Source organism: Mesorhizobium sp. Root157 (genome assembly GCF_001427385.1).
Lineage (GTDB): Bacteria > Pseudomonadota > Alphaproteobacteria > Rhizobiales > Rhizobiaceae > Mesorhizobium.
This window is the reverse complement of sequence record NZ_LMGJ01000035.1, coordinates 15,392-39,929: the sequence shown is the minus strand read 5'-3', so window position 1 is coordinate 39,929 and position 24,538 is coordinate 15,392. Positions and strand designations below refer to the sequence as shown.

Below are 24,538 nucleotides of genomic sequence, written 5' to 3'. Positions count from 1 at the left end.
GTAACTCCCATTTTTGGCTTTCCGCCTTTTAGCATTTCGCATCAGACCGATGATGTCAAAACCGACCTGATGCGGATCCCATCTGGAAATGTGCAACTTTGGGAAGGACACAGTACGCGCAAATGCGACAGGCTTGGCGTAAATTTGTTATCAGTCAAGGGATTCAGCGAAACGCCGGCACACGAAAAATCAAAGATCAGCGAAGATTACAGAGGGTCCGTTCGCGACGTTTCCAGAGATGGAAATAAATATCTTTCAACGCGAATCACCACGGCAAATTCAAGTAAGCAACTTCGCACATCGCCTCAAGGCGATAAATCACCAAATCAATATATATGCCAAAATCAAGGACAATATAATCTGAACAAAATCTATATAAATCGACTCATAAAAGGTTTTATCTCAGGAAATAAAGGCCGGCATTCCGGAACGCGCAGAAAAAACCTCAGTATTCCTTCTCATAGAAGATGCCGCCCTTGGCTTCACCGGCATCGGAGGCCTCGCCGCGCAGTTTCACGCCGCGCCCGACATTGAGGTCGATGCGGGCCTTGCCGGAGCCCGGCTTTTCGCCCTTCTCAATAGACAAATAGGTGCGGTCGTTGAGGTATTTGCCGGCCGAAACCGCAGTGCCGCCCTTCTCGTCGGTCGTCACGTCGAGGTCGTCGATGCCGATGGCGTTGCGCAGGTTCTGCAACAGCGAAGTGGAACCGCCGACGCCGGCAAGCTGGGCGGCGGCCGACGCGAGCTGGGCGATCTGCAGCGGCGACAGGTTCGACATGGAGCGCCCGAAGATCAGCCGCGCCAGCACCTCGTCTTCCGGCAGGGCCGGCACCGATGAGAAGGTGAACTTCGGATTGGTCGCCTCGCCGGAAACGGTGATGGTGACCGTCGCATCCGAGGCGGTCGATTCAGCGACGAGGTTGAGATAAGGCACCAGCGAACCGGAAAAGCTCAGGCTTCCCTCGGTGAAGTTCAGACGCTTGCCAAGGATTTCGAGGCGGCCGCGCCGCAACTTGAACTGGCCGACAGCCTGCGGCGACGAGGTCGGGCCGGTGAGTTTCAGGGACCCGCCCAGTTCGGCATCCACGCCCCTGCCCTGCACGAAGATCGCGTTCGGCGCGTTGATGGTGAGGTCGAGCGTGACCGCACCGCTGCCGCTGGCGCCGCCGCCGGCAGGGCGCAACGCCTGATCCTGCTGTCTGACCGCAGCCGGCGCATTCTTGTGCTGCACATCCAGTTCCGACAGCGAACCCGGCAACTTGTTGGGGACGGTGATGACCGTGCGCGCCAGATTGATCGTGCCGGAAAGAACCGGGGAAGCCGTCAGCTGGCCCTTGATCGCAAGATCGCCGGCAAGATTGGCCGTGACGACGCGGCCATCCGTATAGCGCCCGTCCGTCAGCTTGAGATTGAGATCGGCCGGAAAGCCGGAAGCCGGATCGATGCCGACCGTGCCGCCGCCGGACAGGCTTCCGCCGGACGAAAGCGCGCCGGTGAGCCTGTTGATGGTGGCCACGCCGTTGCCGAGGCCGATGTCCAGCGCAATGTCGTTGATGGCGATTCCGGCCTGAGCCGCAACGAAACGTGCACCGCTGGAGCGCACCGACCCGCTGATGACGGGCGCAGAGGTTGGCCCGCGCACCTGGACGGCGATATTGGCGGTACCGCTCAACGACAGGCCCTGCGCCGCCATCTTGCGGGCAAGGAAGGCGAACGGCACGTCGCCGTTGAAATCGAGCGACAGGTTTGGCGCACCGGCAGTCGTCACCGTTCCGCCCCCCTTGAGGCCAAGGCCGGCGCCATCGGCAATATCGGCGGTGAAGGTCAGCTTGCTGGCCTGGAAGGTGCCTGAGGAGCCGACACTCAAGGCACCGAAGCCGGCGCTGCGCGTCTGCGCCACCTGCACGCCAACGGTCTTGATGTCATACGATACGGCAGGGTTTGACGGGGCGCCGGTGACCTTGACCGCGCCGGACATCGAGCCGGAAGCATCGAGGCCCCGGGCGAAATTGTTGGCGACCGCAATCGGCACGCCGGCAAGAGCAGCATTGAGATCGAGCGCTTCGCCGACCGAACCGGTGACGGTGGTCGTGCCGCCGCCGATGGCAAGCACGAGCTTTTCCAGCGTCATCTTGCCGTTGGCGACGGCGATTGTCGAAGGTGATGAGATGCTGGCCTTGACGCCGCGGAAGGTGGCGTCGCCCGACGCGAATTCGATGGTCGTCGTGCCATCGGCGACTTTGACGCGGCCCTTGGCCTTCGCCGGAATGTCCTTGACCGTCGCGCCGCCGGAAAACGCCGTCCAGTCGCCGTCGCGCGCCAGGTCGACGGCGATGCCGCTGACGACGGTGCCGCCGGAGGTGACACCCTCGGCGCGAATGGTGCCGGAAATCGCGGGTGCGGCAGTGTAATTGGCGACGAGCGCATCAATGGTAACGCCCTTGGCCGAAAGATCGCCACGGGTGATACCGGCAGTTTCTGCCTTGACCGCAACCTGCGGCACGCCGTCCTGCTTGGAGAAAATGACCTTGCCGCGCACCTCGCCCTCGGCCTTTTCCAGCGCAAGGGCGGCCAGCGGGCCGACGTCGGGCAATTCGAAGCTGACCTCGCCTTCGGGCAGGAAAGCGTCGTCGAGAACGAGGTCGCCGGAAACCTGGTTCTGTCCCAGCGACAGCGTCAGCCCATCGATGACGCGCCGGCCATCGGTGGTCTTCAGCACCGCCTTGCCCTGCAAGGCCTGGCCGGCCACGTCGGCGGCAAGCGTCACCTCGGCTGCTGGATTGGCGGCGTCCGCCTTGCCGTTGGCGGTGAGCTTGAGACCGGTGATCTCGCGATTGGCGACGATGAGCTTATCGCTGTTCAAGGTCGCCGAGACATCAGGCGCCAGCGGCGAGCCCTTGGCTGTCACCGCAAGCGCGATGGCGCCCTTGGCATCCTTGGCCAGCGTCGAGATGTCGGACAACGCGCCGTTGAGGTCGGCGGCAATCTGGCCGTTGATGAAGGAACCGCTGCCGCTGGCCGAAAGCGGGCCGGACAACAGGTCGAGCTGGTTTGCGGTGACATTGCCGTTGGCATCGCGCTTCAAGGCAACCGACAGCGTCGTGCGCTCGCCGAGCATCGGGTGCGCGGCGACAGGCAGCGCCGCCGAAGCGGCATCGGCCTTGACGTTGAGTTCGATTGAGCCATCGGCAAGCGAGACCTGGCCGTCGAAGCCGCCTTGCAGCGCATCGCTGGTGATGAGGCCCCTTGAGACCGTGATGGTGTCCTTGGTGAGATCGCCATCCACCTGCGCCGTGATCTTGCCGGCGATGAGCGGCGCGATGGTCGGGTTGTCGAGCCCGATCTTGTCAGCCGTCACTGTACCCGAGATGGGGCCGCTGCGGCTGGCCACGTCGAAGGCGTCCGAATGCAGGGCCAGCGCGATGTTGTCGACCTTGGTGACGTTGGTGCTCACCTTGGCAAGGCGTGCCTCGATATCGACGGCCGGCGCGTTGCCTTCGCCGAATGCACGCAGCGACGCCGATTTCAACTCGATATCGATCGGGCTTTCCTCGCTGCCGAGCGACAAGGGAACGGTCGGGCCGGTCGAGGTGAATTCCAGGGCAAAATCACTGGCGCCCTTGGGATTGATGCTGCCCTTGGCCTCGCCATGCACGGCGGCGGTGTCGATGGTGGCGCTTTCGATTTCGATGCCGCCTTCGTTGGTGGCGGTGCCGGCAAGGTTGAAACTGGTCTGTCCGGCGAGCAGCGACTTGAAGCGGGCCGGCACGAAACGCGCGAAATCGCCGTCGCCCTTGGCCTCTACCCGGCTGCCATTGGCGGTGAATTGGTGGCGGCCGGTGATCTGCGTGATCAGTTGGCCATCGACGTTGAAGGCACCGCGGCCGCTCCAGTCGGCGAGCGCGCCGTTGCCGGACACGACGATGTCGACCGGCGGTGCGTCCGGCAGCTTGAGCAAATTGGCGATGATGCCGCCGGCCGGCTCGGCAGCCCGCACGTCGAGGTCGAGCCGATTGTCGCCGGGCAGGAAGTGCACCGAGGCATCGACCGTGCCTTCTTTGCCATCGTGGCGCGCCACGTTGAGGTCGGCCTCGACCGCCAGCGGCGAACGCTCTGCCCGCACTTTTCCCTTGGCGGCGAGTTCCGCAATGCCGGCCCCGGCCAGCGCCTCGCCCAGCGCGATTTCAGGCAGGTCGATTTCGCGGATCTCTACCGATACGGGCAGCGAAAAGCCGCCGCTATTCTTTGGCTCGGCTTGCGGATCGGCCTTCGGCGCACGCGCCGCCTCGATGCGCCCGACGGCGACACGGTCGGCCCGGAAGGTGCGCGACAAAAGCGCCAGCGGCGACCAGTCCACCGCCACCTGGCGCAACACCAGCCAAGGCCCCTCGGCGTCTTCCAGCACGACGTGATCGACGGTCAGGTTGCCGGACCAGATGCCGTCGATGCCGCTGACGGTGACCTTGCCGGCTTCCGACGAGGCGGCATTTGAAATCAGGCCGGCGAGGTTGTCGCGGCCGCGCTCGGTAGTGGTCAGCACGACAAGCGCGCCGATGGCGGCAGCCACGACGACGAGGGCCGCATAAAACAACACGCGCAGGATGCGTCTTACGATTGCCATTTCAGAGCCGCCCTGTCGCGTCAGAATGCCTGGCCGATGCCGGCATAGATGCCGAAACGCGGATCGCCCGGGTCGCGGTTCAGCGGCACAGCCGCATCGACCCGAAGCGGTCCGAACGGTGTGAGATAGCGCACACCGATGCCCGCGCCCACCTTCACGTCGGAAAAATCGGGAAATTTCCGGGTCGAAACCGTGCCGGCATCGATGAACGGCACGATGCCGATGGTGTCGGTGACGGCAACGCGCATTTCGGCCGAGGTTTCGAAATAGGACAGGCCGCCGGTCGGCTTGTTGTTGATGTCCTTCGGCCCGATGCCCTGATAGGCATAGCCGCGCACCGAGCCGCCGCCGCCGGAATAAAAGCGCCGATCGGCGGGTATATCGTCAACGCTTGCGCCAAGAATTGAGCCGATCGCGGCACGGCCTGCAAGCACGAACTTGCCGGAGTCGGTGAGCGAATAATAGGCCGAACCCTCGCCCTTGAGCTTGACGAATGCATTGCTGTTTTCGATGTCGTAGCTCGGCTCGGCGAAGGCCAGCGCCCGGAACCCCCTGGTCGGGTTCAACTGGTTGTCGCGCGTGTCGTAGACATATTGCAGCGGCACCGAGGCGATCAGGAATTCCTTCTTGCCGAAGCTGTCGGTGATCTTCGAATAATCGAGCGAAAGCTCGGCCGAAACCGTCTGGTATTTGGTCAACTCGTAAGAGAGCCCCGCCCCGCCTTTCACCGAGAAGCGGTCATAGGCATCCGGGTGCTCGTAGACGGTCTTGAGGTTGGCGAAGAATTTCGAAGCTGGCCCGACCACGCCCGGCTTCTCGAACATGATGCCGGCATTGTAATTCAGCTTCGAGATGTCGTTCGAGCCGATGCCGCTGATCGAGCCGTCGATGCGCAGCTTCTCCGCGCGCCCGAACAAATTGCGGTGGCCCCAGTAGCCTTCGAGGCCAAGCCCTTCGGTGTTGGACACGGTGCCGCCAATGCCGAAATAGCGCGGCTTGCGCTCGCTGACCTCAACGCCGATGGGAATATTGCGCTCGGCATCGAGTTGACCGGCTTCTCTCAGCGTCACGCTGTTGAACACTTCCAGCCCAAGCAGGCGATCCCGTGCCTCGTCGATTTCCTCCGGCGAATACCGGGCTCCGCGCTTTAGCCCGGTCATGTATTCGGTGAACTCGCGGTCGACCTGCTCGGTGCCCTCGACGGTGGTGTCGCCATAGCCGGCGACGGGGCCGGCTGCCACGGTCAGCGTCACGTCGAGCGTGGTGGTGTTGTGATCGGCAACGATCTCGCGGTCGGTGATCCGGGCGAGCGGCCTGCCCTCCTCCTTCAACGCGCGAACGATCAGGCCTTCCGCCTTCAGGATCGCGCCTGAGCCGGCTTCGCCGCCGGCAATCAGACCGAAATCGGCGCTGGCAAGGCCAGCCGCATCGCCTTCCAGCCTTATATCGCCGAGAGTGAATTTGGGGCCTGGCACGACATCGACGACGACCGGGATCGGCTGCGGGCCTTTGAACTCGGCGTCTGGCGGCAGATCGTCGATCGGCTGGCCGGCAATGGTGACGTTGACCACGCCTTCATAGCGGGCATCGGCATAGAGGGCCGCGACCAGTTGCTCGCGGTCGCCGCGCGCCTTGGTGAGCAAGCCCAGCGAACCGGAAACCGGCCTGTCCTCGTCGCTCTTGAGCGCCGAGGCGGCTTCCAGTTTCTTGTTGAGGTCCTTGTCCGCATCCGGCGCGTTGATGGTGACGGCGTAGCGCAGCGGATCGACGATATCGGCGTCGTCCTCGTCGGACGCGCCCCACAGCTTGATGCCGAACAGTTCGAAGGCGGCGACCGGCTGGGCGAGTGGCAGCAAAAAGGTAGAGCCAAGAAGCGCGAGCACAAGCGAGCGCGCAAGCCGAAGCTTCACGTTCTGCCCGCCTGATCTGAACTCAATACTCTTCAGCATCACCCCTGTTTAACGCATAAAGTTAAAATTCGACTGAAGTTCCAAGGCATTCGTAAAGCGGCCACAATCCACTTGTCTGAAATGACAGAGTGTTGGAATTCACACCTTCTGACCAGCCGCAAGAATGCGTGACTTCAATTTAAGGCTGCATAGCGACGAACGGACCAGAAAGAAACCGTTACATCGTTACCTAGGGCGGCCACCGCATTGACAAGCAGGGTCGATACTAGAAACCTGCCTTTATGGCAGGAGCATCAAGAGGGAATGCGATGACAATGCGCGCGGCTCGTGGTCTCTCCGTATTGATCGCCCTCTTTTTCGCCTTGATGGGGTTAGCCCACGCGGCTGAGACCCGGCGGATCGCCACCACCGACAATGCCGATTATTTCGGCTTCGATCTGCGCTCAGAACAGAACGTCACTCTCGACCAGTGCGAAAGCACCTGCCTCGGCGACACCGCCTGCCGCGCCTTCACCTACAACAACAAGGCGAAGTGGTGCTTTCTGAAATCCGATTTCAACGTGGTGAAGCCGTTCAACGGCGCTACCGCCGGCAAGGTGGTGGTGCTGGACAGTGACCCCGATATCGGCGCGCCGCCAGCGCTTTCCTTCTTTCCCGCCTGGATGGCCGATCAGGCCGACCAATACCGCAACAGGCTGATTGGGCCGAACTATCCCAAGCCGAGCGAAGGATTGGCCGAACTGGCGGATGAAGCGAAGCAGACGGCGCTGACCGGCGATCACCGCGGCGCCATGCAGAAATACGAAGCGGCCGTCTCGGCGATGCCCGACGACGGCAAGCTTTGGCTTGAACTGGCCCGCGAAACGCTGGCCACGCAACCGGCAAACGGCCAGGAGACGGCGAACTTCCAGGCCAATGCCACCTCGGCGGCGCTCAACGCATACAGGCTGTTGCGCACCCAAACGACGCGCGCCGACGCGCTTGCCGTGATTGCGGCCGGTCTCGACCGCCGCGACCTCTACCGCCCTGCCCTGCAAGCCTATGAGGCGAGCCTGGCGCTGATGAACTCGGCTTCGGTCCGCGCGGCCTACGAGGACCTCAAGGCGCGCAAGGGCTTCCGCATCATCGAGCACAGCGTGGACGCCGACACCAGCGCACCACGCATCTGCGCGCAATTCTCGGAAGATCTGGTCAAGACCGGCGTCGACTACACGCAGTTCGTGCGCGTGGACGGCGGCCCGCCGAAGGGCATCGAGGCCAAGGAACGCCAGATTTGCGTCGAAGGCCTGCAGCACGGCCAGCACTACGAAGTGACGTTCCGTTCCGGCCTGCCGGCGGCCATCGGCGAGGTCATCTCCGCACCTGCCGTGCTATCGATCTATGTGCAGGACCGCGCGCCATCGGCCCGCTTCACCGGCGACAGCTTCGTGCTGCCGGCCGGCGCGCGGCGCGGCATCCCGCTGGTCAGCGTCAACATGGCTGCGGCCAATATGAAGCTCTACCGCATCGGCGACCGCGCGCTGACGCAGCTTCTGTCCGGCTACCAGTTCCTGCGGCAACTGGACGGCTACGACATTTCCAGCATCACCGACCAGATGGGCGCGCCGGTTTGGGAAGGCCAACTCGAAATCGCCAACGACCTGAACAAGGAAGTGACGACTTCCTTCCCGATCGATGAAGCGCTGCCGCAACGCAAGCCGGGCGTTTATGTGCTGACGGCCCAGCCGCTCGACGACCGCAGCGACGAATGGAATTCGCGCGCCACGCAATGGTTCGTCGTCTCCGACATCGGGCTTTCGACCTATACCGGCCAGGATGGCCTCACCGTTTTTGCCCGCTCGCTGGACAGCGCCAAGCCGCTGGCGGGAGCCGACCTGACCCTGCTTGCCCGCAACAACGAAATCCTCGGCGCCGCGACGACCGACGCGGACGGCCGCGCCACCTTCAATCCCGGCCTGTCGCGCGGTGAAGGCGGCATGGTGCCGGCCGTGCTGATGGCCAAAAAGGGCGACGAGGATTTCGTCTTCCTAGACATGGCCCGCGCCGGCTTCGACCTTTCAGACCGCGGCGTCACCGGCCGTGCGGCCCCCGGCGCGCTGGACGTCTATGCCTGGACCGAGCGCGGCATCTACCGGGTCGGCGAAACGGTGCATGTCGCAGCTCTTGCCCGCGACGACACCGCCAGGGCGGTCGACAATCTGCCGCTGACCTTCATCTTCACGCGGCCTGATGGCGTCGAAGATCGCCGCGTCGTCAGCGACGGCGCCACCGCCGGCGGCCATGCGGTCGATCTGGCGCTTGAGCCCAACGCCATGCGCGGCACCTGGACGGTTGCCATCCACACCGATCCCAAACAGGCCGCCCTTGCCAGCCAGATGTTCCTGGTCGAGGATTTTGTCCCGGACCGCATCGAGTTCGACCTCACCGCCGACAAGACCGAGATCGCCGCTGGCGAGACGGCGAACGTCACCGTGGATGGGCGCTTCCTTTATGGCGCGCCGGCGGCAGGCCTTGCCATCGAAGGCGAGCGCACGCTTTCAACGACGCGCGAGTGGGAGCGCTTCAAGGGCTTCGTTTTCGGCCTTGCCGACGAACAGGCCGGCGAACCTTCGGTGACGCCGCTGGCCGACCTGCCCCTGTTGGGCGATGACGGCAAGGCGACCTTCCCGGTGGCGGTCGATCAACTGCCTTCGACGACGCAACTGGTCAGCGCCAAGGTGACGGTGCGCATGCGCGAAACCGGCGGGCGGGCCGTCGAGCGGTCGCTGACACTCAGCATTCGCCCGCAAGGCGCGATGATCGGCATTCGCCCGGACTTTGAACAGGTGCCGCAAGGCGGCACGGCAAAGCTCAGCGTTATCGCCGTCGATCCGGCCGGCAAGCGCGAGGCCTTGCCCGGCGCCAACTGGTCGCTGGTCCGGGTCGAGCGGAACTATCAGTGGTACCGGTCCGGCAATTCGTGGAACTACGAGCCGGTGACCTTCACCAAGGCCGTCGCCAATGGCGTGGTCGACATCGCCGCCGACAGCGAAACGTCGATTTCGCTGCCGGTCGACTGGGGCCGCTACCGGCTGGAGGTGGATTCGCCCGATCCGGATGGGCCAGCCACCAGCTATGAGTTCGATGCCGGCTGGTATGTCGAGGCCAGTTCCACCGAAACGCCGGATGGACTGGAAATCGCGCTGGACAAGGACAGCTATGCCGCCGGCGACGTGGCCAGGCTCAAGGTAGCGCCGCATTTCGCCGGCGAGCTTCTGGTCGTCATCGGCGCCGACCGGCTGTTGAAGACGGTGACGGCGACGATCCCCGCCGAAGGGGGCACCGTCGACATTCCGGTCGATGAGGATTTGGGCGCCGGCGCTTATGTCACGGCGACGCTGTTCAGGCCCGGCGACGCGCAGGAGACACGCATGCCGGCCCGCGCAATCGGCGTGAAATGGCTGAAAATCGATCCCGGCGCAAAGAAACTTGAAGTAGCGCTCACACCACCGAAAAAGACCATGCCGCGCCAGCCGCTGGAGATACCGGTGCAGGTGTCCGGCGTGGAAGCCGGCACCAAGGCCTATGTGATGGTTGCTGCGGTCGATGTCGGCATCTTGAACCTCACCAACTACAAGGTTCCCGATCCTGAGGACTGGTTCTTCGGCCAGCGCATGCTGGGCCTGGAAATGCGCGACCTCTATGGCCGCCTGATCGACGGTTCGCTGGGCACGATGGGCCGGTTGCGCACCGGCGGCGATGGCGCCGCTATGCAATCGCAAGGCAGCCCGCCGACAGAAAAGCTGGTCGCTTTCTTCTCCGGCGTGGTGGAACTCGATGCCGATGGCAAGGCGAATGTCGCCTTCGACATTCCGCAGTTCAACGGCACTGTGCGGGTGATGGCGGTCGCCTGGACCAAGGAGGCGGTTGGCCACGCTGCGAGCGACGTGATCGTGCGCGATCCGGTCGTCGTGACCGCCGGCCTGCCACGCTTCCTCGCCCCCGGCGATGCGGCCACGATGCGCCTCGACGTCGCCAATACGGACGGTCCTGCCGGCGACTATGCGCTGAACATCACCACCACCGGCGACATCACCATCGGCGACGATGCGGTGCCGCAGAAGCTGGCGCTCGAGCAAGGCAAGCGCCAGACGCTGACCGTGCCGCTGATCGCGGTGGCGCCCGGCGATGCGTCGATCACCGTCAGTCTCGCACATGCCGACGGCCCGACCGTCGAGCAGACGCTGTTTCTGCCAGTGCGGCCCTCGCAACTGCCGGTGACCACACGCATGGTGGTCGACCTTTCGCCCGGCAAGTCGCTGCGCATCGACAAGGAACTGCTGGCGGCAAGCCTGTTGCAGGGCGCGTCGGTCAGCGTCGGCGTTTCGCAATCGTCGGCGCTCGATGTGCCGTCGCTGCTGCTCGCGCTCGACCACTATCCCTATGGCTGCGCCGAGCAGACCACCAGCCGCGCGCTGCCGCTGCTCTATGTCGGCGAACTGTCGAAGGGTTACGGCATGAGGGTAGATGCCGATCTGCACGAGCGGGTGCAGCAGGCGATCAACCGGGTGCTGAACTATCAGGCCTCGGCGGGCAGCTTCGGCCTGTGGGGACCAGGCTCCGGCGATCTGTGGCTGGACGCCTATGTCACCGACTTCCTGACGCGCTCCCGCGAACAGGGCTATGCCGTGCCGGCGCAAGCGATCGGCCAGGCGCTGAACAACCTGCAGAACTCGCTCGGCTACGATCAGGACGTTCAGGACCGCGGCAGCGATATCGCCTACGCGCTTTATGTCCTGGCGCGCAACAAGAAGGCGTCCATCGGCGACCTGCGCTACTATGCCGACACCCAGCTCGAAGCCTTTTCCAGCCCGATGGCGGTGGCGCAGCTTGGCGCGGCACTTGCCCTTTACGGCGATGCGCAGCGCTCCGAAGCGACGTTCGAGGCAGCGCTCCATCTGGCCAACAACACCACCGAGTTCGACTATTACCGCGCCGACTACGCCTCGCCGCTGCGCGACGGGGCGGCGATGCTGGCGCTTGCCGCCGAGAGCAAGCCGGCACCCTCGGTGGTGCCGCAACTGGTGAAACTGGTGGCCAGGGAGCGCGAGGCAACGCGCTGGGCAAGCACGCAGGACAATGCCTGGATGCTGCTGGCCGCACGCGCGCTGAAGGACGGCAACGAGGCCATCTCGCTCAATATCGATGGTAACGCCCATAGCGGCGCTTATTCGAACGAGATCGCCGGCGGCAACCTTGCCGAAAATCCGCTCACCATCGCCAACACAGGCAAGGTGCCGCTGGAGGCGGTGGTAACCACGGTGGCGGCGCCCAGCCAGCCGCTGCCGGCGGGCGGCGACGGATTTACCATCGAGCGCACCTACTACCGGCTCGACGGCTCCGAGGCCAACGTCACGGAAGCGCAGCAGAACGAGCGTTACGTTGTCGTTCTCAAAGTGCGCGAACTGAACGACTGGCCGTCGCGCGTCTTGGTGACCGACCTGTTGCCGGCCGGCTTCGAGATCGACAATCCAGGCCTCGTTTCGAGCGCCCAGCTCTCCAATTTCGGCTGGCTGGGGCAGACCGAGGCTGCGCATCTCGAATTCCGAAACGACCGCTTCGTCGCGGCCTTCAATCCGAACGATGGCGACGGCAACCGCGATATCACGCTTGCCTATGTGGTGCGCGCAGTGACGCCCGGCGTCTATGCCCACCCGGCGGCGAGCGTGGAGGACATGTACCGGCCGCAATATTCGGCCCGCACCGCGACCGGCATGATGGAGGTATTGGCGCAGTAGGAAGACGTTTGTGCTCTACGTCACCCCCTCATCTCCACCTTCCTGTGGGGCAGGTTGATGACCCGTCTCCGCAGGCTTGCCATTGGTGCTGTCAGTATTACCGCCTTTCTGGGCATGGCCTCCCTTTGCCTCTGGCAACTCGACCGCGCCTATCCGCCGCCCTTGCTGGAAAAGCTCACCGTCTCGGCGGAAGTGCTCGACCGCGACGGCCAGTTGCTGCGGGCCTTCGCGACACCGGACGGCTACTGGCGGCTCGAAACCGGCATCGACAAGGTCGACAGGGCATTCGTCGACATGCTGGTCGCCTATGAGGACAAGCGCTTCTGGGACCACAAGGGCGTCGACATTCTCGCGCTCGGGCGCGCCGTGCTGCAATTCGCCGGCAATGGCCGCATCGTATCCGGCGGCTCGACGCTGTCGATGCAATTGGCCCGCCTGATCGAGCCGCGCGAAAGCCGCAGCGTCTGGGCCAAGCTCCGCCAGATCGCGCGGGCCGTGCAGATCGAGCGGCGGCTTTCCAAGCGCGAGATATTGGAACGCTACCTGACGCTGGCGCCATATGGCGGCAATCTGGAAGGCGTGCGCGCGGCATCGCTGGCCTATTTCGGCAAGGAACCGAAGCGCCTTACCGTGTCGGAAGCCGCCCTGCTGGTCGCCTTGCCGCAACTGCCGGAAAAGCGGCGGCCCGACCGCAATCCCAAGGCAGCGCAGTCGGCGCGAGACCGCGTCCTGTCACGCATGGTTTCGGCCAGACTGCTTGGCGAGCGCGAGGCCGCGCGGGCGGCTTTGGAAGATGTGCCAGCCTTGCGCCGCGACCTGCCGGCGCTCGCCGCGCATGCCAGTTTCGCAGCACTTCGCACCGCCAAACCGGATACCCCTCCCCAACTGACCATCCGCAGAAGCGTCCAGCAGGGGCTGGAAGCGGTGGCGCGCGAGGCGGCAAGCCGGCTCGGCCCGAAACTGTCGGTGGCGATGGTGCTGGCCGATTCCCGCACCGGCGACATTCTGGGCGAAGTCGGCTCGCCCTCCTTCACCGATTCCAGCCGCGCCGGCTGGATCGACATGACCCGCACCTTGCGCTCGCCCGGTTCGACCCTGAAGCCGTTCATCTACGGCCTCGCCTTCGAGCAGGGACTGGTTGCTCAAGAGACACTGATCGAGGACAGCCCCGCCGACTTCAGCGGCTACCGGCCGAAGAATTTCGACATGGGCTACCAGGGCGATGTCAGCGTGCGCCAGGCCCTGCAATTGTCGCTCAACGTGCCGGCTGTCCGCATTCTGGACGCGGTCGGTCCGGCACGGTTGACCGCGCGGTTCAGGCAAGCGGGCGCGACGGCGGTGCTGCCTCCCGACGAGGCGCCGGGGCTTGCCATCGGGCTCGGCGGCGTCGGCATTACCTTGCGCGATCTGGTGCAGCTTTACACCGGCTTGGCCAATGGCGGCAAAGTGCATCCGTTGCGCGACGGCACCGAAGCCGCGCCGGTGACAGGCGAGGCCACGACCCTGCTCGAACCGGCGGCCAACTGGCAGATCACCGACATATTGGCCGGGGTAAAGCCGCCGGAAGGGTCGTCGGTGCGCGGCATCGCCTACAAGACCGGCACGTCTTACGGCTATCGCGACGCATGGTCGGTCGGCTTCGACGGGCGCCATGTGCTGGGCGTATGGGTCGGCAGGGCTGATGCCGGCGCGGTTCCCGGCCTGTCGGGCTATGTATCGGCGGCCCCCATCCTGTTCGAGGCCTTCGCCCGCTCCGGCCTTGCGGCCGTGCCGCTTCCGAGCCAGCCGGCCGGCACATTGCGGCCAAGACGCGACGAACTGCCGGTGACGCTCGCCCGCTTCGGCGTCGGCGGCGATGGGCTGGTCGCCTCCGGGGCCACCGAGCCTGCGCCGCACATCGTTTTTCCGCCCGACGGCGCCCGTGTCGATCTGGGCGTCGCTTCAGCTGCCGCAACGCCGCTGGTGTTGAAACTGCAAGGCGGCCGCGCCCCGTTCCGCTGGCTGGCCAACGGCAAGCCGCTGACCGGGCAAGACCGCCGGCGCACCGCGACATGGCAGCCGGATGGTGCCGGCTACGCCACCTTGACCGTCATCGACGCCGCAGGCCGCGCGGCGAGCGTAAAAGTGTTCGTGGAATAAAGCCCGGCAAGCGACCCACAAGATTCAGGAATTTCCGCCCGGACTTGCCTGTTCCTCCAAGGTCCAGCAGGGGAAATTACGTCCCCTGCCGCTTGGTCAGCGGTGGTCCGCCGGCACGCACCGACCCAACTGGAGCAAAAATCTCCCTCTTCCGGCTGAATTTTGGGAACAGAAGCGCCCTCTCAACCGTAAAAACGCAATGCTGAGCGCATCCAATCTCTACAAAATCAGTAGAGTAAAGCTGTGATCAACGGAGGGTTCCATGACCCATTCTCACATCAACAAGTGGCTCGGAATACTGGTTGCCGGCTCGGTCCAGTTCGGCACTTTGGGCTTCGCTCTGGCCGACACGACCATCCTCAACGTTTCCTACGACCCCACCCGCGAACTCTACAAGGCCTATGACGAAGCCTTTGCCAAGCACTGGAAGGCCGAAACCGGCGAAACCGTCACCATCCAGCAGTCGCATGGCGGCTCCGGCAAACAGGCTCGCGCCGTCATCGACGGCCTGGATGCCGACGTGGTGACGTTGGCGCTGGAGAGCGACATCAACGCGATCGTCGAGAACTCCAAGAAGATCGATCCGAACTGGCGTTCGAAATTCGAGAACAATTCCGCCCCCTACACCTCGACGATCATCTTCCTGGTACGCAAGGGCAACCCCAAGGCGATCAAGGATTGGGGCGATCTCACCAAGGAAGGCGTCGAGATCATCACGCCGAACCCGAAGACTTCCGGCGGAGCCCGCTGGAATTATCTTGCCGCATGGTCCTGGGCCAACACGCAGTTTGGCGGCGATGAGGCCAAGATCAAGGAATATATCGCCAACCTCTTCTCACACGTGCCGGTGCTCGACACCGGGGCGCGCGGCTCCACCGTCACCTTTGCCGAGCGCGGTCTGGGCGACGTGCTGCTGGCATGGGAAAACGAAGCCTATCTGGCGCTGGACGAGTTTGGCGCCGACCAGTTCGACATCGTCTTTCCGCCGACATCGATCCTTGCGGAACCGCCGGTGGCTATCGTAGACGCCAACGTCGATGCAAAAGGCACCCGCAAGGTTGCGGAAGCCTATCTGAACTATCTCTATTCCGCAGAGGGCCAGACCATCATCGCCCAGAACCACTACAGGCCGGCCAAGCGCGACCTGGTTCCGCCGGAAGCACTGGCTGCCCTGCCCGACATCAAGCTGGTCACCATCGACGACCCGCTCTTCGGCGGCTGGAAAAAAGCCCAGCCTTATCACTTCGGCGATGGTGGTATATTCGACCAGATCTACAAGCCTGCACAGTAACCTGAACGAACGAAAGCAAGGGGCGGCATGACCACAGCTTCCGCGCAAGCGGGGTGGAGATTCAAGAAACCGAGCGTCATTCCGGGCTTCGGATTGACGCTCGGCTTTGCGCTCGTCTACCTCACCCTCATCATCCTGATCCCGCTGTCGGGCCTGGCCTGGCGTTCCGCCTCGCTGGGCTGGGCAGATTTCTGGGCCATCGCCATGGATCGGCGGACCCTGAACGCGCTGAAGATCAGCTTCGGCACGGCGCTCGCGGCTGCCGCCGTCAACGTGGTTTTCGGAACCATCGTGGCATGGGTTCTCGTGCGTTACCCATTTCCGGGCCGGCGCATCGTCGATGCCATGGTCGACCTGCCCTTTGCCCTGCCGACTGCCGTGGCGGGCATAGCGCTGACAACGCTCTACGCACCCAAGGGCTGGATCGGCTCACTGCTTGTTCCGCTTGGCATCAAGGTGGCCTATACGCCGCTCGGCATTGTCGCGGCGCTCGTTTTCATCGGCCTGCCGTTCGTGGTCCGTACCGTCCAGCCGATCATCGAGGAAATCGACAAGGAGATCGAGGAGGCTGCCGCAACCCTTGGCGCGACCCGGTTCCAGACCATTTCGAGGGTCCTGTTTCCCGGCCTCGCACCCGCGATCGTCACCGGCTTCGCGCTGGCCTTCGCGCGCGGCGTCGGCGAATACGGCTCCGTCATCTTCATTGCCGGCAACCTGCCCAACGTGACCGAGATCGCCCCGCTGCTCATCATCATCCGGCTGGAAGAGTTCAACTATCCGGCGGCGACTGCGATTGCGGCGATCATGCTGATCATCTCGTTCGTCATGCTTCTGGTCATCAACCTCCTCCAGGCGTGGAGCCGCAAGCGCTATGGCTGATCCGGTCCTGTTCGCCGCCGACACCGACCTCGAAAGCGCTTCCGGCATAACGGAATCGCGGCCTGCCCGCTGGGCTTTGATGGGCATCGCCTTCGCGTTTCTCGCACTGTTCCTGGTTTTGCCGCTCGTCCTGGTGTTCATGGAAGCGTCGCGCAAGGGGCTGGAATATTTCCTGCAGACGCTGACAGAAACGGACACCCGTTCGGCCATTCGCCTGACGCTTACGGTCGCCGCCATTTCCGTGCCTCTCAACCTCGTTTTCGGCGTGGCCGCAGCCTGGGCCATCGCCAAGTTCGAGTTCAAGGGCAAGGCCTTCCTGACCACGCTCGTCGACCTGCCCTTCTCGGTTTCTCCGGTCATTTCCGGCCTCGTCTACGTGCTTCTGTTCGGCGCGCAAAGCACGCTCGGGCCATGGCTGAAGGACAATGGAATCGAGATCCTGTTCGCCGTGCCGGGCATCGTGCTGGCGACTGTGTTCGTCACCTTCCCCTTCGTGGCGCGCGAACTGATCCCGCTGATGGAAGCCCAAGGCACCGGCGACGAGGAGGCGGCGATTTCGCTCGGCGCCAATGGCTGGCAGACCTTCTGGTATGTCACGCTGCCCAACATCAAATGGGGCCTGCTCTATGGCGTGCTCCTATGCAACGCGCGCGCCATGGGCGAGTTCGGCGCGGTCTCGGTGGTGTCCGGCCACATTCGCGGCCAGACCAACACGATGCCGCTGCATGTCGAGATCCTTTATAACGAATACAACGCCGCCGGCGCCTTTGCCGTCGCCTCGCTGCTGGCCGGGCTGGCGCTGGTGACGCTGGCGCTGAAATCGCTTCTGGAATTGCGCTACGGCGCTGAACTTGCCGCCACTCGCGGACATTGACGGGGTACTCACATGCAAGTTCGCGTAGAAAACGTCCGCAAGGAATTCGACACCTTCCCTGCCCTGCACGATGTCTCGCTGGACATCCGTTCCGGCGAACTGATCGCGCTTCTGGGACCGTCTGGCTCGGGCAAGACGACGCTGCTGCGCCTGATAGCCGGACTCGAGCAGCCGACCATCGGCAAGATCTTCTTCGGCGAGGACGATGCTTCCGAAAAATCGATCCGCGAGCGCAATGTCGGCTTCGTGTTCCAGCACTACGCGCTGTTTCGCCATATGACCGTGGCCGACAATATCGGCTTCGGCCTGAAGGTCAGGCCAAACGCATCGCGCCCGCCGGCAGACGAAATCCGCAAGCGCGCCTCCAGGCTGCTCGACCTCGTGCAATTGTCCGGCCTCGAGAAGCGCTATCCGGCGCAATTGTCCGGCGGCCAGCGCCAGCGCGTCGCACTTGCCCGCGCCATGGCCATCGAGCCGAAGGTGCTGCTGCTCGACGAGCCGTTCGGCGCGCTCGACGCCCAGGTGCGCCGCGAACTGCGCCGCTGGCTGCGCGAAATCCACGAGGCCACCGGCCACACCACCGTGTTCGTCACCCACGACCAGGAAGAAGCGCTCGAACTGGCCGATCGGGTCGTGGTCATGAGCCAGGGCCGCATCGAACAGGTCGGCACCGCGGACGAAGTCTACGACGAACCGAACTCCCCCTTCGTCTATGGCTTCATCGGCGATTCCAGTTCGCTGCCGGTCAAGATCGAGGATGACCAGCTCTGGCTTGCCGACCGTCCGATCGGCCTTTCCGCAGCTGGGGCGCCAAGCGGTCCGGCGACGCTGTTCTTCCGCCCCCACGATGTCGAATTGCTGGATGGCTGTTCCGGTTGCCTCGCCGGCACCGTCGCCGCCAGCCGCCGCGTAGCCGGCACCAAGCGGGTGGAACTCGAAATCGGCGGGCACCGCGAGCGCGTCGAGATCGAATTGCCGGTCGACCATCCCTCCGCGCAGAAGAGCCGCATCGCGTTCAGGCCGCGGAAATGGAAGGTTTTTCCGACCGCCGGAGCCTGAGTAACCCGAGGGAGAATTTCCATCTTCGTCTGCCGGTTTTTTGAGACGGAAATTCTTCCCATTCGAGTTCGATAGCAGCGGCATGCCTCGCGGGCCGATACCGGCTCCAGCTATATGATGGAACCACTTTCACCGGAGCCTGTCATGAAACGCCTTCTGCTTGCCGCCACCGCCGCTGCCGGCCTGCTATTGTCTTCCGCCTCGGCATGGTCCGCCGACAAACTGCTCAATGCCTCCTATGACGTTGCGCGCGAATTGTTCGTCGAGATCAACAAGGCTTATGTCGCCGAACATCCCGGCGTCACCATCGACCAGTCTCATGCTGGAACCTCGAAGCAGGCCCGCTCCATCGTCGAGGGGCTGGCCGCAGACGTCGTCACGTTCAACCAAGTGACCGACATCGATTTCCTGGTGAAGAACGGCCTGGTCTCGGACGACTGGCAGAAGGATTTCGCCAACAACGCCTCGCCCTTCTATTCGCTGCCGTCCTTCCTCGTGCGCGCCGGCAATCCCAAGAACATCAAGGACTGGGACGATCTGGTGCGCGACGACGTGCAGGTGATCTTCCCCAATCCGAAGACCTCGGGCAACGCGCGCTACACCTATCTGGCGGCAACCGCCTTCGCCAAGGAGAAGTTCAACAATGACGACGCCAAGGTGAAGGAGTTCATCACCAAGATCTTCGATCACGTGCCGGTGTTCGACACCGGCGGCCGCGCCGCCACCACGACCTTCGTGGAGCGCGAACTGGGCGACGTGCTCATCACCTTCGAATCCGAGACCTATGGTGTGCGCAAGGAATTCGGCGAGGGCAATTTCGAGCAGGTCACGCCGTCCGTCAGCCTGCTGGCCGAATTCCCGGTCGCCATCGTCGACAAGGTGGCGGACGCCAACGGCTCGCGCGACCTGGCCAAATCCTACCTCGAATTCCTCTACTCGCCGGCTGGCCAGAAAATCGAGGCCGTAAACGGATTGCGTGTCCACGATGAGGCTGTGAAGGCCGAATTCAAGGCCAATTTTCCGGAAGTCAGGCTGGTTACGGTCGAGGACGTGTTCGGCGGCTGGGATAAGGTCCAGGAGGAACATTTCGCTTCCGGCGGTCTGCTCGACCAGATCTACGGCAATCGCTGAACGCATTCCTTCAAAGAATGAAAGAGCCGGCCCTGCGCCGGCTTTTTTATTGATGGCCAGCCTCGCCCCACTTTAGCGAATTCCTGCCGCAGCACGAAAAGTCACGAAAAATCAATACGTTTTGTATTGTATATCAGTTCTCTGGATTCTATCTTGTGTGGCTTGGCGGACCAATTCGGGCCCAGGCTTCTGCACAATGCCGGCTGACGATATCGCCGCATGGCTACTCCAAGAACTGGCACGGGCATGCTCACGAAAAAAGGCAAATACGGTCTGAAGGCACTCGTTCACCTGTCGCGCCTGCCGCCCGAACAACTGGCTTTCGTGAACGATATCGCAGTGGCCAATCACATCCCCAAGAAGTTCCTCGACGCCATACTGGGTGAACTGCGCAATGCCGGCTTCGTCCAGAGCCGCAAGGGCAAGGACGGCGGCTATCGGCTGGCTCGCCCGGCCGCCGACATCAAGATCGGCCACGTCATCCGCGTGCTCGACGGGCCGCTGGCGCCGATCTCGTGCGCCAGCCGCACGCAATACCAGCGTTGCGAGGACTGCGACGAAACGACATGCGAAGTCCGCCACATGATGCTGGAAGTGCGCGAGGCCATCGCCGAGGTCCTCGACAACCGCAGCCTTGCAGCGATGCGCGACGCCGACAATGACGACTTCCCGGCCGACCTTGCCTCCAGGCTGCACGCGGGAACATAAGATTTAGAACCTGAGCGTTCCTGCGCTCACGCAGTCAGCGCAACGGCGCGGCGCGACTTCCACAACAGCGTCACCATGACGAGGACATTGAGCAGGTTCCAGGCGATGCCGTTGAGGAACGCCGCCGCATACGATCCGGTCAGATCGTAGATCCAGCCGGACATCCATCCGCCTATCGCCATGCCCAGGATGGTCGCCGTGATGACGATGCCGACGCGCTGCCCGGCTTCGGAGGCGGGCATGTATTCGCGCACGACGACCGCATAGCTGGGAACGATGCCGCCCTGCGACAGGCCGAACACCAGCGACACGACGTAAAGCGAAGCAAGGCCGTCGAAGGGTATGTAGAGCATCAACGCAAAACATTGCAGGACAGAGCCGAGCAGGACGGTCCTGACCCCGCCTATGCGGTCGGCGATGAAGCCGGAAGCGATGCGGCTGACAATGCCTGCAGCCATCATCATTGCCAGCATCTCCGACCCCCGCGCCACGCCGTAGCCGAGGTCCATGCAATAAGCCACCAGGTGGACCTGCGGCATCGACATGGCCACGCAGCAGCCAAGCCCGGCAATGACGAGCAGCACCTGCAAAGCGCGCGGCGACAGCGAGATCGGCTGCGCACGCCGCGCATTGCCAAGGCCGGCAAAGGCCTCGCGCGGCGCCGGGCGGCGCAGCGCCAGGATCAACGGCACCATGGTGACGAGGCAGATCACGCCGATGCCGGCATAGACGAAGCGCCAGCCTTGCGCCGCCATCGCCATCGGCATCAATGCCGGCCAGATGACCCCGGCAAGATAATTGCCGGCCGCCGCAATCGCCACGGCAACGCCTCGGCGGCGCTGAAACCAGTGCGAAATATCGGCAATCAGCGGTCCGAAGATGCAAGCCGTGCCTGTGCCGATGAAAAGGCCATGAACCAGCGAGAACTGAAGATTCGACTGCGCCAGCGAGGCAAGCAGGAAGCCGGTGCCAAGAGCGAGCGCCGAAACCAGCGCAGGCACCCAGTAGCCCATGCGGTCGATGGCGCGCCCGATGACGATATTACCGACGGCAAAGCCGACCATGGCGGCGGTGTAGGGCAGCGAGGCACTGGCGCGGTCGACGCCGAACTCGGCTTGTACGGAAGGCAGCACCACGACCACCGCCCACATGCCGACGCCGCCAATGGTGCCGAGCATCAGCGAAATGATCAACCGCAGCCAGGCATAGGGGCCGTCGATGGGCGAAACCTCGGAGGCAGGCGAAGAAGTGTGCAAGGTAGCCGCCATCCGGTTGCGTCATTTCAACGTTCACATCAAGCATAGCTGCTTGCAGCGCAGCACTGCTACGCCACGGACGGAAAGCCGTCGCTCCAACTCGACCTGTCGGAATTTGTGCCCCGCTGCCGCGGATCAGGCGCGGGAGAACACGCCTTCGCTGGTCAATTGCATGTTGGTCAAGGTGCGCTCGGCGTGGGTAAGACGCCAGTTGAGCATCTTTTGCGCATAGTCGCGCACGGTCGCCGCCATGTCCGGCCGGTCGGCAAGATTGTGCATTTCATGCGGGTCCGCCGCGAGGTCGAACAGAAGCGGCGGCAGGGCGGCGAAGTGCACGTACTTGTACCGCGCATCGCGGATCACCGCATAGCTGCATTCGTCGGAACTGATGCCAAGCGCGGCCTCGGCCCGCTGGGCCTTCACGGTGCGGAAGTCGTGCTCGAAAAACACCTCGCTGCGCCACACTTCCGGCGCGGCGCCGCGCACATGGCCCATCAGGGAAGCGCCGTCGCAACTGCGCGGCGTCGCAAGGCCCAGCCAATCCAGGATTGTCGGCATGACGTCGACCGCCTCGGTAAAGGCCTCGACCCGGCTTCCGCGCGCGGCATCGGCCTCCGGTCGTGGGTCGCGGATCACCAATGGCAAATGGAATGCCTGGTCGAAGTAGATTTCCTTGCCCCAAGTGTGATGCTCGCCCAGCATCTCGGCGTGGTCGCTGGTGACGACGATCAGCGTCCGCTCGTACTGCCCCGTCGCCTTGAGATGAGCGATGATGCGGCCGAGGTGGTGGTCCACTTCCGAGACCAGCCCGTAATAGGCGGCCCGCATCTGGCGGATTTCGAGGTCGTTGGCCGAAACCGGATCGAGCGGGCTGTGATCGTCGTATTTTCCCGGCTCGCTCAACCGTTCCAACTCGTAGGCGAGCAGCGGGTGCTGCCGCTTTTCCTCGGCAAGCGACGGCGCCCGTGCCGGGAATGCCACATCCTTCGGATCAACGAGCGCATTGTAGGGTTCGGGCGCAATCAAGGGCGGGTGCGGCCGGTAGAAGACGAAATGCGCAAACCATGGCGTTTGCTCGCGCTCCGATAGCCAATCGATGAAGCGATCGGTGAGGAAGGCGGTCTCGCTCTGCTCAGCCGGATATATGGCCGGAATGAAGCGGAAGCCGCGATCCTTCGGTAGATCGAAAGGCTGGCGCGGCTGAAAGGCATCGTCGCGGCCGTTGGGCAGGTTGTAGCCCTTCGTTTCGAGATCGGCCACCCAGGCCGCCATGTCGTCGGGCAGATGCAGCGCGGCATCGAAGCCGGGCATGACGCCCTTGTCGTAGCCGGTCAGCACCGGATCGTCCGGGTCGCGCCCGCGCGGATCCATGCTGGTGTCGGTGTAACCGAACAGGGCGGGTTCGTAGCCGGCCTTGCGCGCCTCCACCGCCACGGTGGTGTGACGGGCGTCAAGCGGCGTGCCGTTGCGGCCGGAGCGATGGTTCATCAAATAAAGGCCGGTGAGCAGGCTGGTGCGCGACGGACCGCACGGCGTGCACTGGCCGAAATGATTCTGGAACAGCACGCCGTCGGCGGCGAGCGCATCGAGGTTCGGCGTGCGGACATTGGGATGGCCAAGTGCCGAAATGCAGTCGGCCCGCCACTGATCGGCACAGATGAACAGGACATTCGGCTTCTGTGTCAAAGGCTTGGCCTCGTTTGCGGAATCAGGAGCGCAATTCAACCAACAGCTGAACTGTCAGGCAAGAGCCCTGTGCGCCTCAAGCATGCGGCGCGCGCTTTCCTCGTCGGTGATCAGCACGGTAGGCGCGAACAGGTTCATCGCACCGAGCAGCGCCTCGATCTTCTCCCGCCCGCCCGAGGTCAGGATGCGCATCGGCGCACGGCGCAGCCGCTTCACGTCCACGGACATGACGAGATCGTTGACCGGATGGTCGACGAGATCGCCGTTCTTGTCGAAGAAGTGGAACAAGAGGTCGCCGACCGCGCCGCGCGCAAGCAGCGCCTCCCGTTCGGCCTCCTTGAGGAAGCCGCCACGGTAGAACGTGGTCGCCGACGCAATGCCCCCGATGCTGACCAGCACCGCATCCAGGGAATCCGCCAGTTGGAAGATTTCCTGCAGGCCGCAGCGTTCGACCAGCGCCACCTTGGTTGCAACACTGTCCACCACCGCCGGCGTCGGGATGAGATAGCCGTCGCCCTGGAACACCTGGGCGAAGCGCCAGGCGAATTCGGCGGGGTTGAACCGGCGCGCCACACCGACGCCGCCGAGAAGCGAGATGACCTTGAAGTCGCTGAGCGACTTGGAATTGATGAACGGCAGGCTGCTGAACAGGGTCTGGCCCCAGCCGACCCCCACCCGCATGCCCGATTTCATCGTTTCGGACACGAAGCTTCCGGTTTTGGCCGCGATGGCCGGGATCGGATCTGCCTCAGGCGCCGACAGCGGCGCCACGATGGCCTGTTCGAGGCCGAAGGCCTTCTCCAGCGCCCGCTCCAGCCTGACGATCTCGACCAACTCGCTTTCGATGGCGATCTTGACCTCGGCGCGGGCCCGCGCTTCGGCCAGCATGCGCACCACCGTCACCCGGCCGACGCCCAGCACGTCGGCGATTTCGTTCTGGGTCATCTGCTCGATGAAATACATCCACGCGGCGCGAATCCGGAGACGGTCGCTGCGGTTCTCGCTGGCTACATGGTTGCCCGCCTGGACTTCGGCCGACTCAGAACTTTTGCGCGGCTTTCTTGCCAAAGCTTTGCTCTCCCCGGAAATTCTCTAGCCAAGACCCTTAGCGATTCAGCGCGCGTGCACAATATGGTCTATTGACCCCGCGGGCGCGATGGGAACAATCCTACTTTCGACGTTGCGCAAGTTCGGCGCGCCGTCCAGA

At 63.8% G+C, this 24,538-nt stretch carries 13 protein-coding genes; 8 read left to right on the top strand and 5 right to left on the bottom strand.

What is annotated here, in order from left to right; all coding sequences use genetic code 11:
* Positions 1 to 445: 445 nt before the first annotated feature.
* Both ASD64_RS16920 and ASD64_RS16915 read right to left on the bottom strand, forming a co-directional pair.
* Positions 446 to 4,621 carry a translocation/assembly module TamB domain-containing protein gene (locus ASD64_RS16920; RefSeq protein ID WP_056107274.1) on the bottom strand — a complete coding sequence of 1,392 codons (4,176 nt, stop codon included), beginning with the start codon at positions 4,619 to 4,621 and terminating at the stop codon, positions 446 to 448.
* Between the two features lie 20 nt (positions 4,622 to 4,641).
* Positions 4,642 to 6,570 carry an autotransporter assembly complex protein TamA gene (locus ASD64_RS16915; protein WP_156460197.1) on the bottom strand — a complete coding sequence of 643 codons (1,929 nt, stop codon included), beginning with the start codon at positions 6,568 to 6,570 and terminating at the stop codon, positions 4,642 to 4,644.
* 269 nt (positions 6,571 to 6,839) lie between these two features.
* On the opposite strand from ASD64_RS16915, the gene ASD64_RS16910 reads away from it, so the two are divergent.
* The 8 genes from ASD64_RS16910 to ASD64_RS16875 all read left to right on the top strand — a co-directional run bounded on the left by ASD64_RS16910 (position 6,840) and on the right by ASD64_RS16875 (position 20,389).
* On the top strand, positions 6,840 to 12,308 hold the full coding sequence (locus ASD64_RS16910; RefSeq protein WP_056107268.1) for an alpha-2-macroglobulin family protein: 5,469 nt from the start codon (positions 6,840 to 6,842) through the stop codon (positions 12,306 to 12,308).
* A gap of 57 nt (positions 12,309 to 12,365) precedes the next feature.
* On the top strand, positions 12,366 to 14,447 hold the full coding sequence (gene pbpC, locus ASD64_RS16905; RefSeq protein ID WP_056107265.1) for a penicillin-binding protein 1C: 2,082 nt from the start codon (positions 12,366 to 12,368) through the stop codon (positions 14,445 to 14,447).
* Between the two features lie 262 nt (positions 14,448 to 14,709).
* On the top strand, positions 14,710 to 15,738 hold the full coding sequence (locus tag ASD64_RS16900) for a sulfate ABC transporter substrate-binding protein (protein WP_056107263.1): 1,029 nt from the start codon (positions 14,710 to 14,712) through the stop codon (positions 15,736 to 15,738).
* A gap of 27 nt (positions 15,739 to 15,765) precedes the next feature.
* Positions 15,766 to 16,617 carry a sulfate ABC transporter permease subunit CysT gene (gene cysT / locus ASD64_RS16895; protein ID WP_056107260.1) on the top strand — a complete coding sequence of 284 codons (852 nt, stop codon included), beginning with the start codon at positions 15,766 to 15,768 and terminating at the stop codon, positions 16,615 to 16,617.
* Positions 16,610 to 17,491: a sulfate ABC transporter permease subunit CysW gene (cysW, locus tag ASD64_RS16890; protein ID WP_056107257.1), complete on the top strand. Its 882-nt coding sequence runs from the start codon at positions 16,610 to 16,612 to the stop codon at positions 17,489 to 17,491. The genes cysT and cysW overlap by 8 nt, the downstream gene beginning before the upstream one ends.
* Positions 17,492 to 17,503: 12 nt before the next feature.
* The gene (locus ASD64_RS16885) at positions 17,504 to 18,550 is read left to right on the top strand and encodes a sulfate/molybdate ABC transporter ATP-binding protein (protein ID WP_056107251.1); all 1,047 of its coding nucleotides are present in this window, start codon (positions 17,504 to 17,506) and stop codon (positions 18,548 to 18,550) included.
* A 144-nt stretch (positions 18,551 to 18,694) separates the two neighbouring features.
* Positions 18,695 to 19,681: a thiosulfate ABC transporter substrate-binding protein CysP gene (gene cysP / locus ASD64_RS16880; RefSeq protein ID WP_056107249.1), complete on the top strand. Its 987-nt coding sequence runs from the start codon at positions 18,695 to 18,697 to the stop codon at positions 19,679 to 19,681.
* Positions 19,682 to 19,927: 246 nt separating this feature from the next.
* Positions 19,928 to 20,389, top strand: a complete 462-nt coding sequence (locus tag ASD64_RS16875) for an RrF2 family transcriptional regulator (protein ID WP_056107247.1) — start codon at positions 19,928 to 19,930, stop codon at positions 20,387 to 20,389.
* A 26-nt stretch (positions 20,390 to 20,415) separates the two neighbouring features.
* On the opposite strand, the gene ASD64_RS16870 is transcribed toward ASD64_RS16875, so the two are convergent.
* The 3 genes from ASD64_RS16870 to ASD64_RS16860 all read right to left on the bottom strand — a co-directional run bounded on the left by ASD64_RS16870 (position 20,416) and on the right by ASD64_RS16860 (position 24,399).
* Positions 20,416 to 21,567 (bottom strand): MFS transporter, encoded by a 1,152-nt coding sequence (locus tag ASD64_RS16870; protein ID WP_244480837.1) that lies wholly within the window; start codon positions 21,565 to 21,567, stop codon positions 20,416 to 20,418.
* 213 nt (positions 21,568 to 21,780) lie between these two features.
* Positions 21,781 to 23,331 carry an alkaline phosphatase family protein gene (locus ASD64_RS16865; RefSeq protein ID WP_056107241.1) on the bottom strand — a complete coding sequence of 517 codons (1,551 nt, stop codon included), beginning with the start codon at positions 23,329 to 23,331 and terminating at the stop codon, positions 21,781 to 21,783.
* A gap of 54 nt (positions 23,332 to 23,385) precedes the next feature.
* The gene (locus tag ASD64_RS16860; protein WP_056107238.1) at positions 23,386 to 24,399 is read right to left on the bottom strand and encodes a sugar-binding transcriptional regulator; all 1,014 of its coding nucleotides are present in this window, start codon (positions 24,397 to 24,399) and stop codon (positions 23,386 to 23,388) included.
* Between the last annotated feature and the right edge of the window lie 139 nt (positions 24,400 to 24,538).

Coding starts and splice junctions, on each gene's coding strand:
- ASD64_RS16920 (WP_056107274.1), bottom strand. CDS start 4,621: ATGGCAATCGTAAGACGCATCCTGCGCGTGTTGTTTTATGCGGCCCTC.
- ASD64_RS16915 (WP_156460197.1), bottom strand. CDS start 6,570: ATGCTGAAGAGTATTGAGTTCAGATCAGGCGGGCAGAACGTGAAGCTT.
- ASD64_RS16910 (WP_056107268.1), top strand. CDS start 6,840: ATGACAATGCGCGCGGCTCGTGGTCTCTCCGTATTGATCGCCCTCTTT.
- pbpC (WP_056107265.1), top strand. CDS start 12,366: ATGACCCGTCTCCGCAGGCTTGCCATTGGTGCTGTCAGTATTACCGCC.
- ASD64_RS16900 (WP_056107263.1), top strand. CDS start 14,710: ATGACCCATTCTCACATCAACAAGTGGCTCGGAATACTGGTTGCCGGC.
- cysT (WP_056107260.1), top strand. CDS start 15,766: ATGACCACAGCTTCCGCGCAAGCGGGGTGGAGATTCAAGAAACCGAGC.
- cysW (WP_056107257.1), top strand. CDS start 16,610: ATGGCTGATCCGGTCCTGTTCGCCGCCGACACCGACCTCGAAAGCGCT.
- ASD64_RS16885 (WP_056107251.1), top strand. CDS start 17,504: ATGCAAGTTCGCGTAGAAAACGTCCGCAAGGAATTCGACACCTTCCCT.
- cysP (WP_056107249.1), top strand. CDS start 18,695: ATGAAACGCCTTCTGCTTGCCGCCACCGCCGCTGCCGGCCTGCTATTG.
- ASD64_RS16875 (WP_056107247.1), top strand. CDS start 19,928: ATGCTCACGAAAAAAGGCAAATACGGTCTGAAGGCACTCGTTCACCTG.
- ASD64_RS16870 (WP_244480837.1), bottom strand. CDS start 21,567: ATGCTCGGCACCATTGGCGGCGTCGGCATGTGGGCGGTGGTCGTGGTG.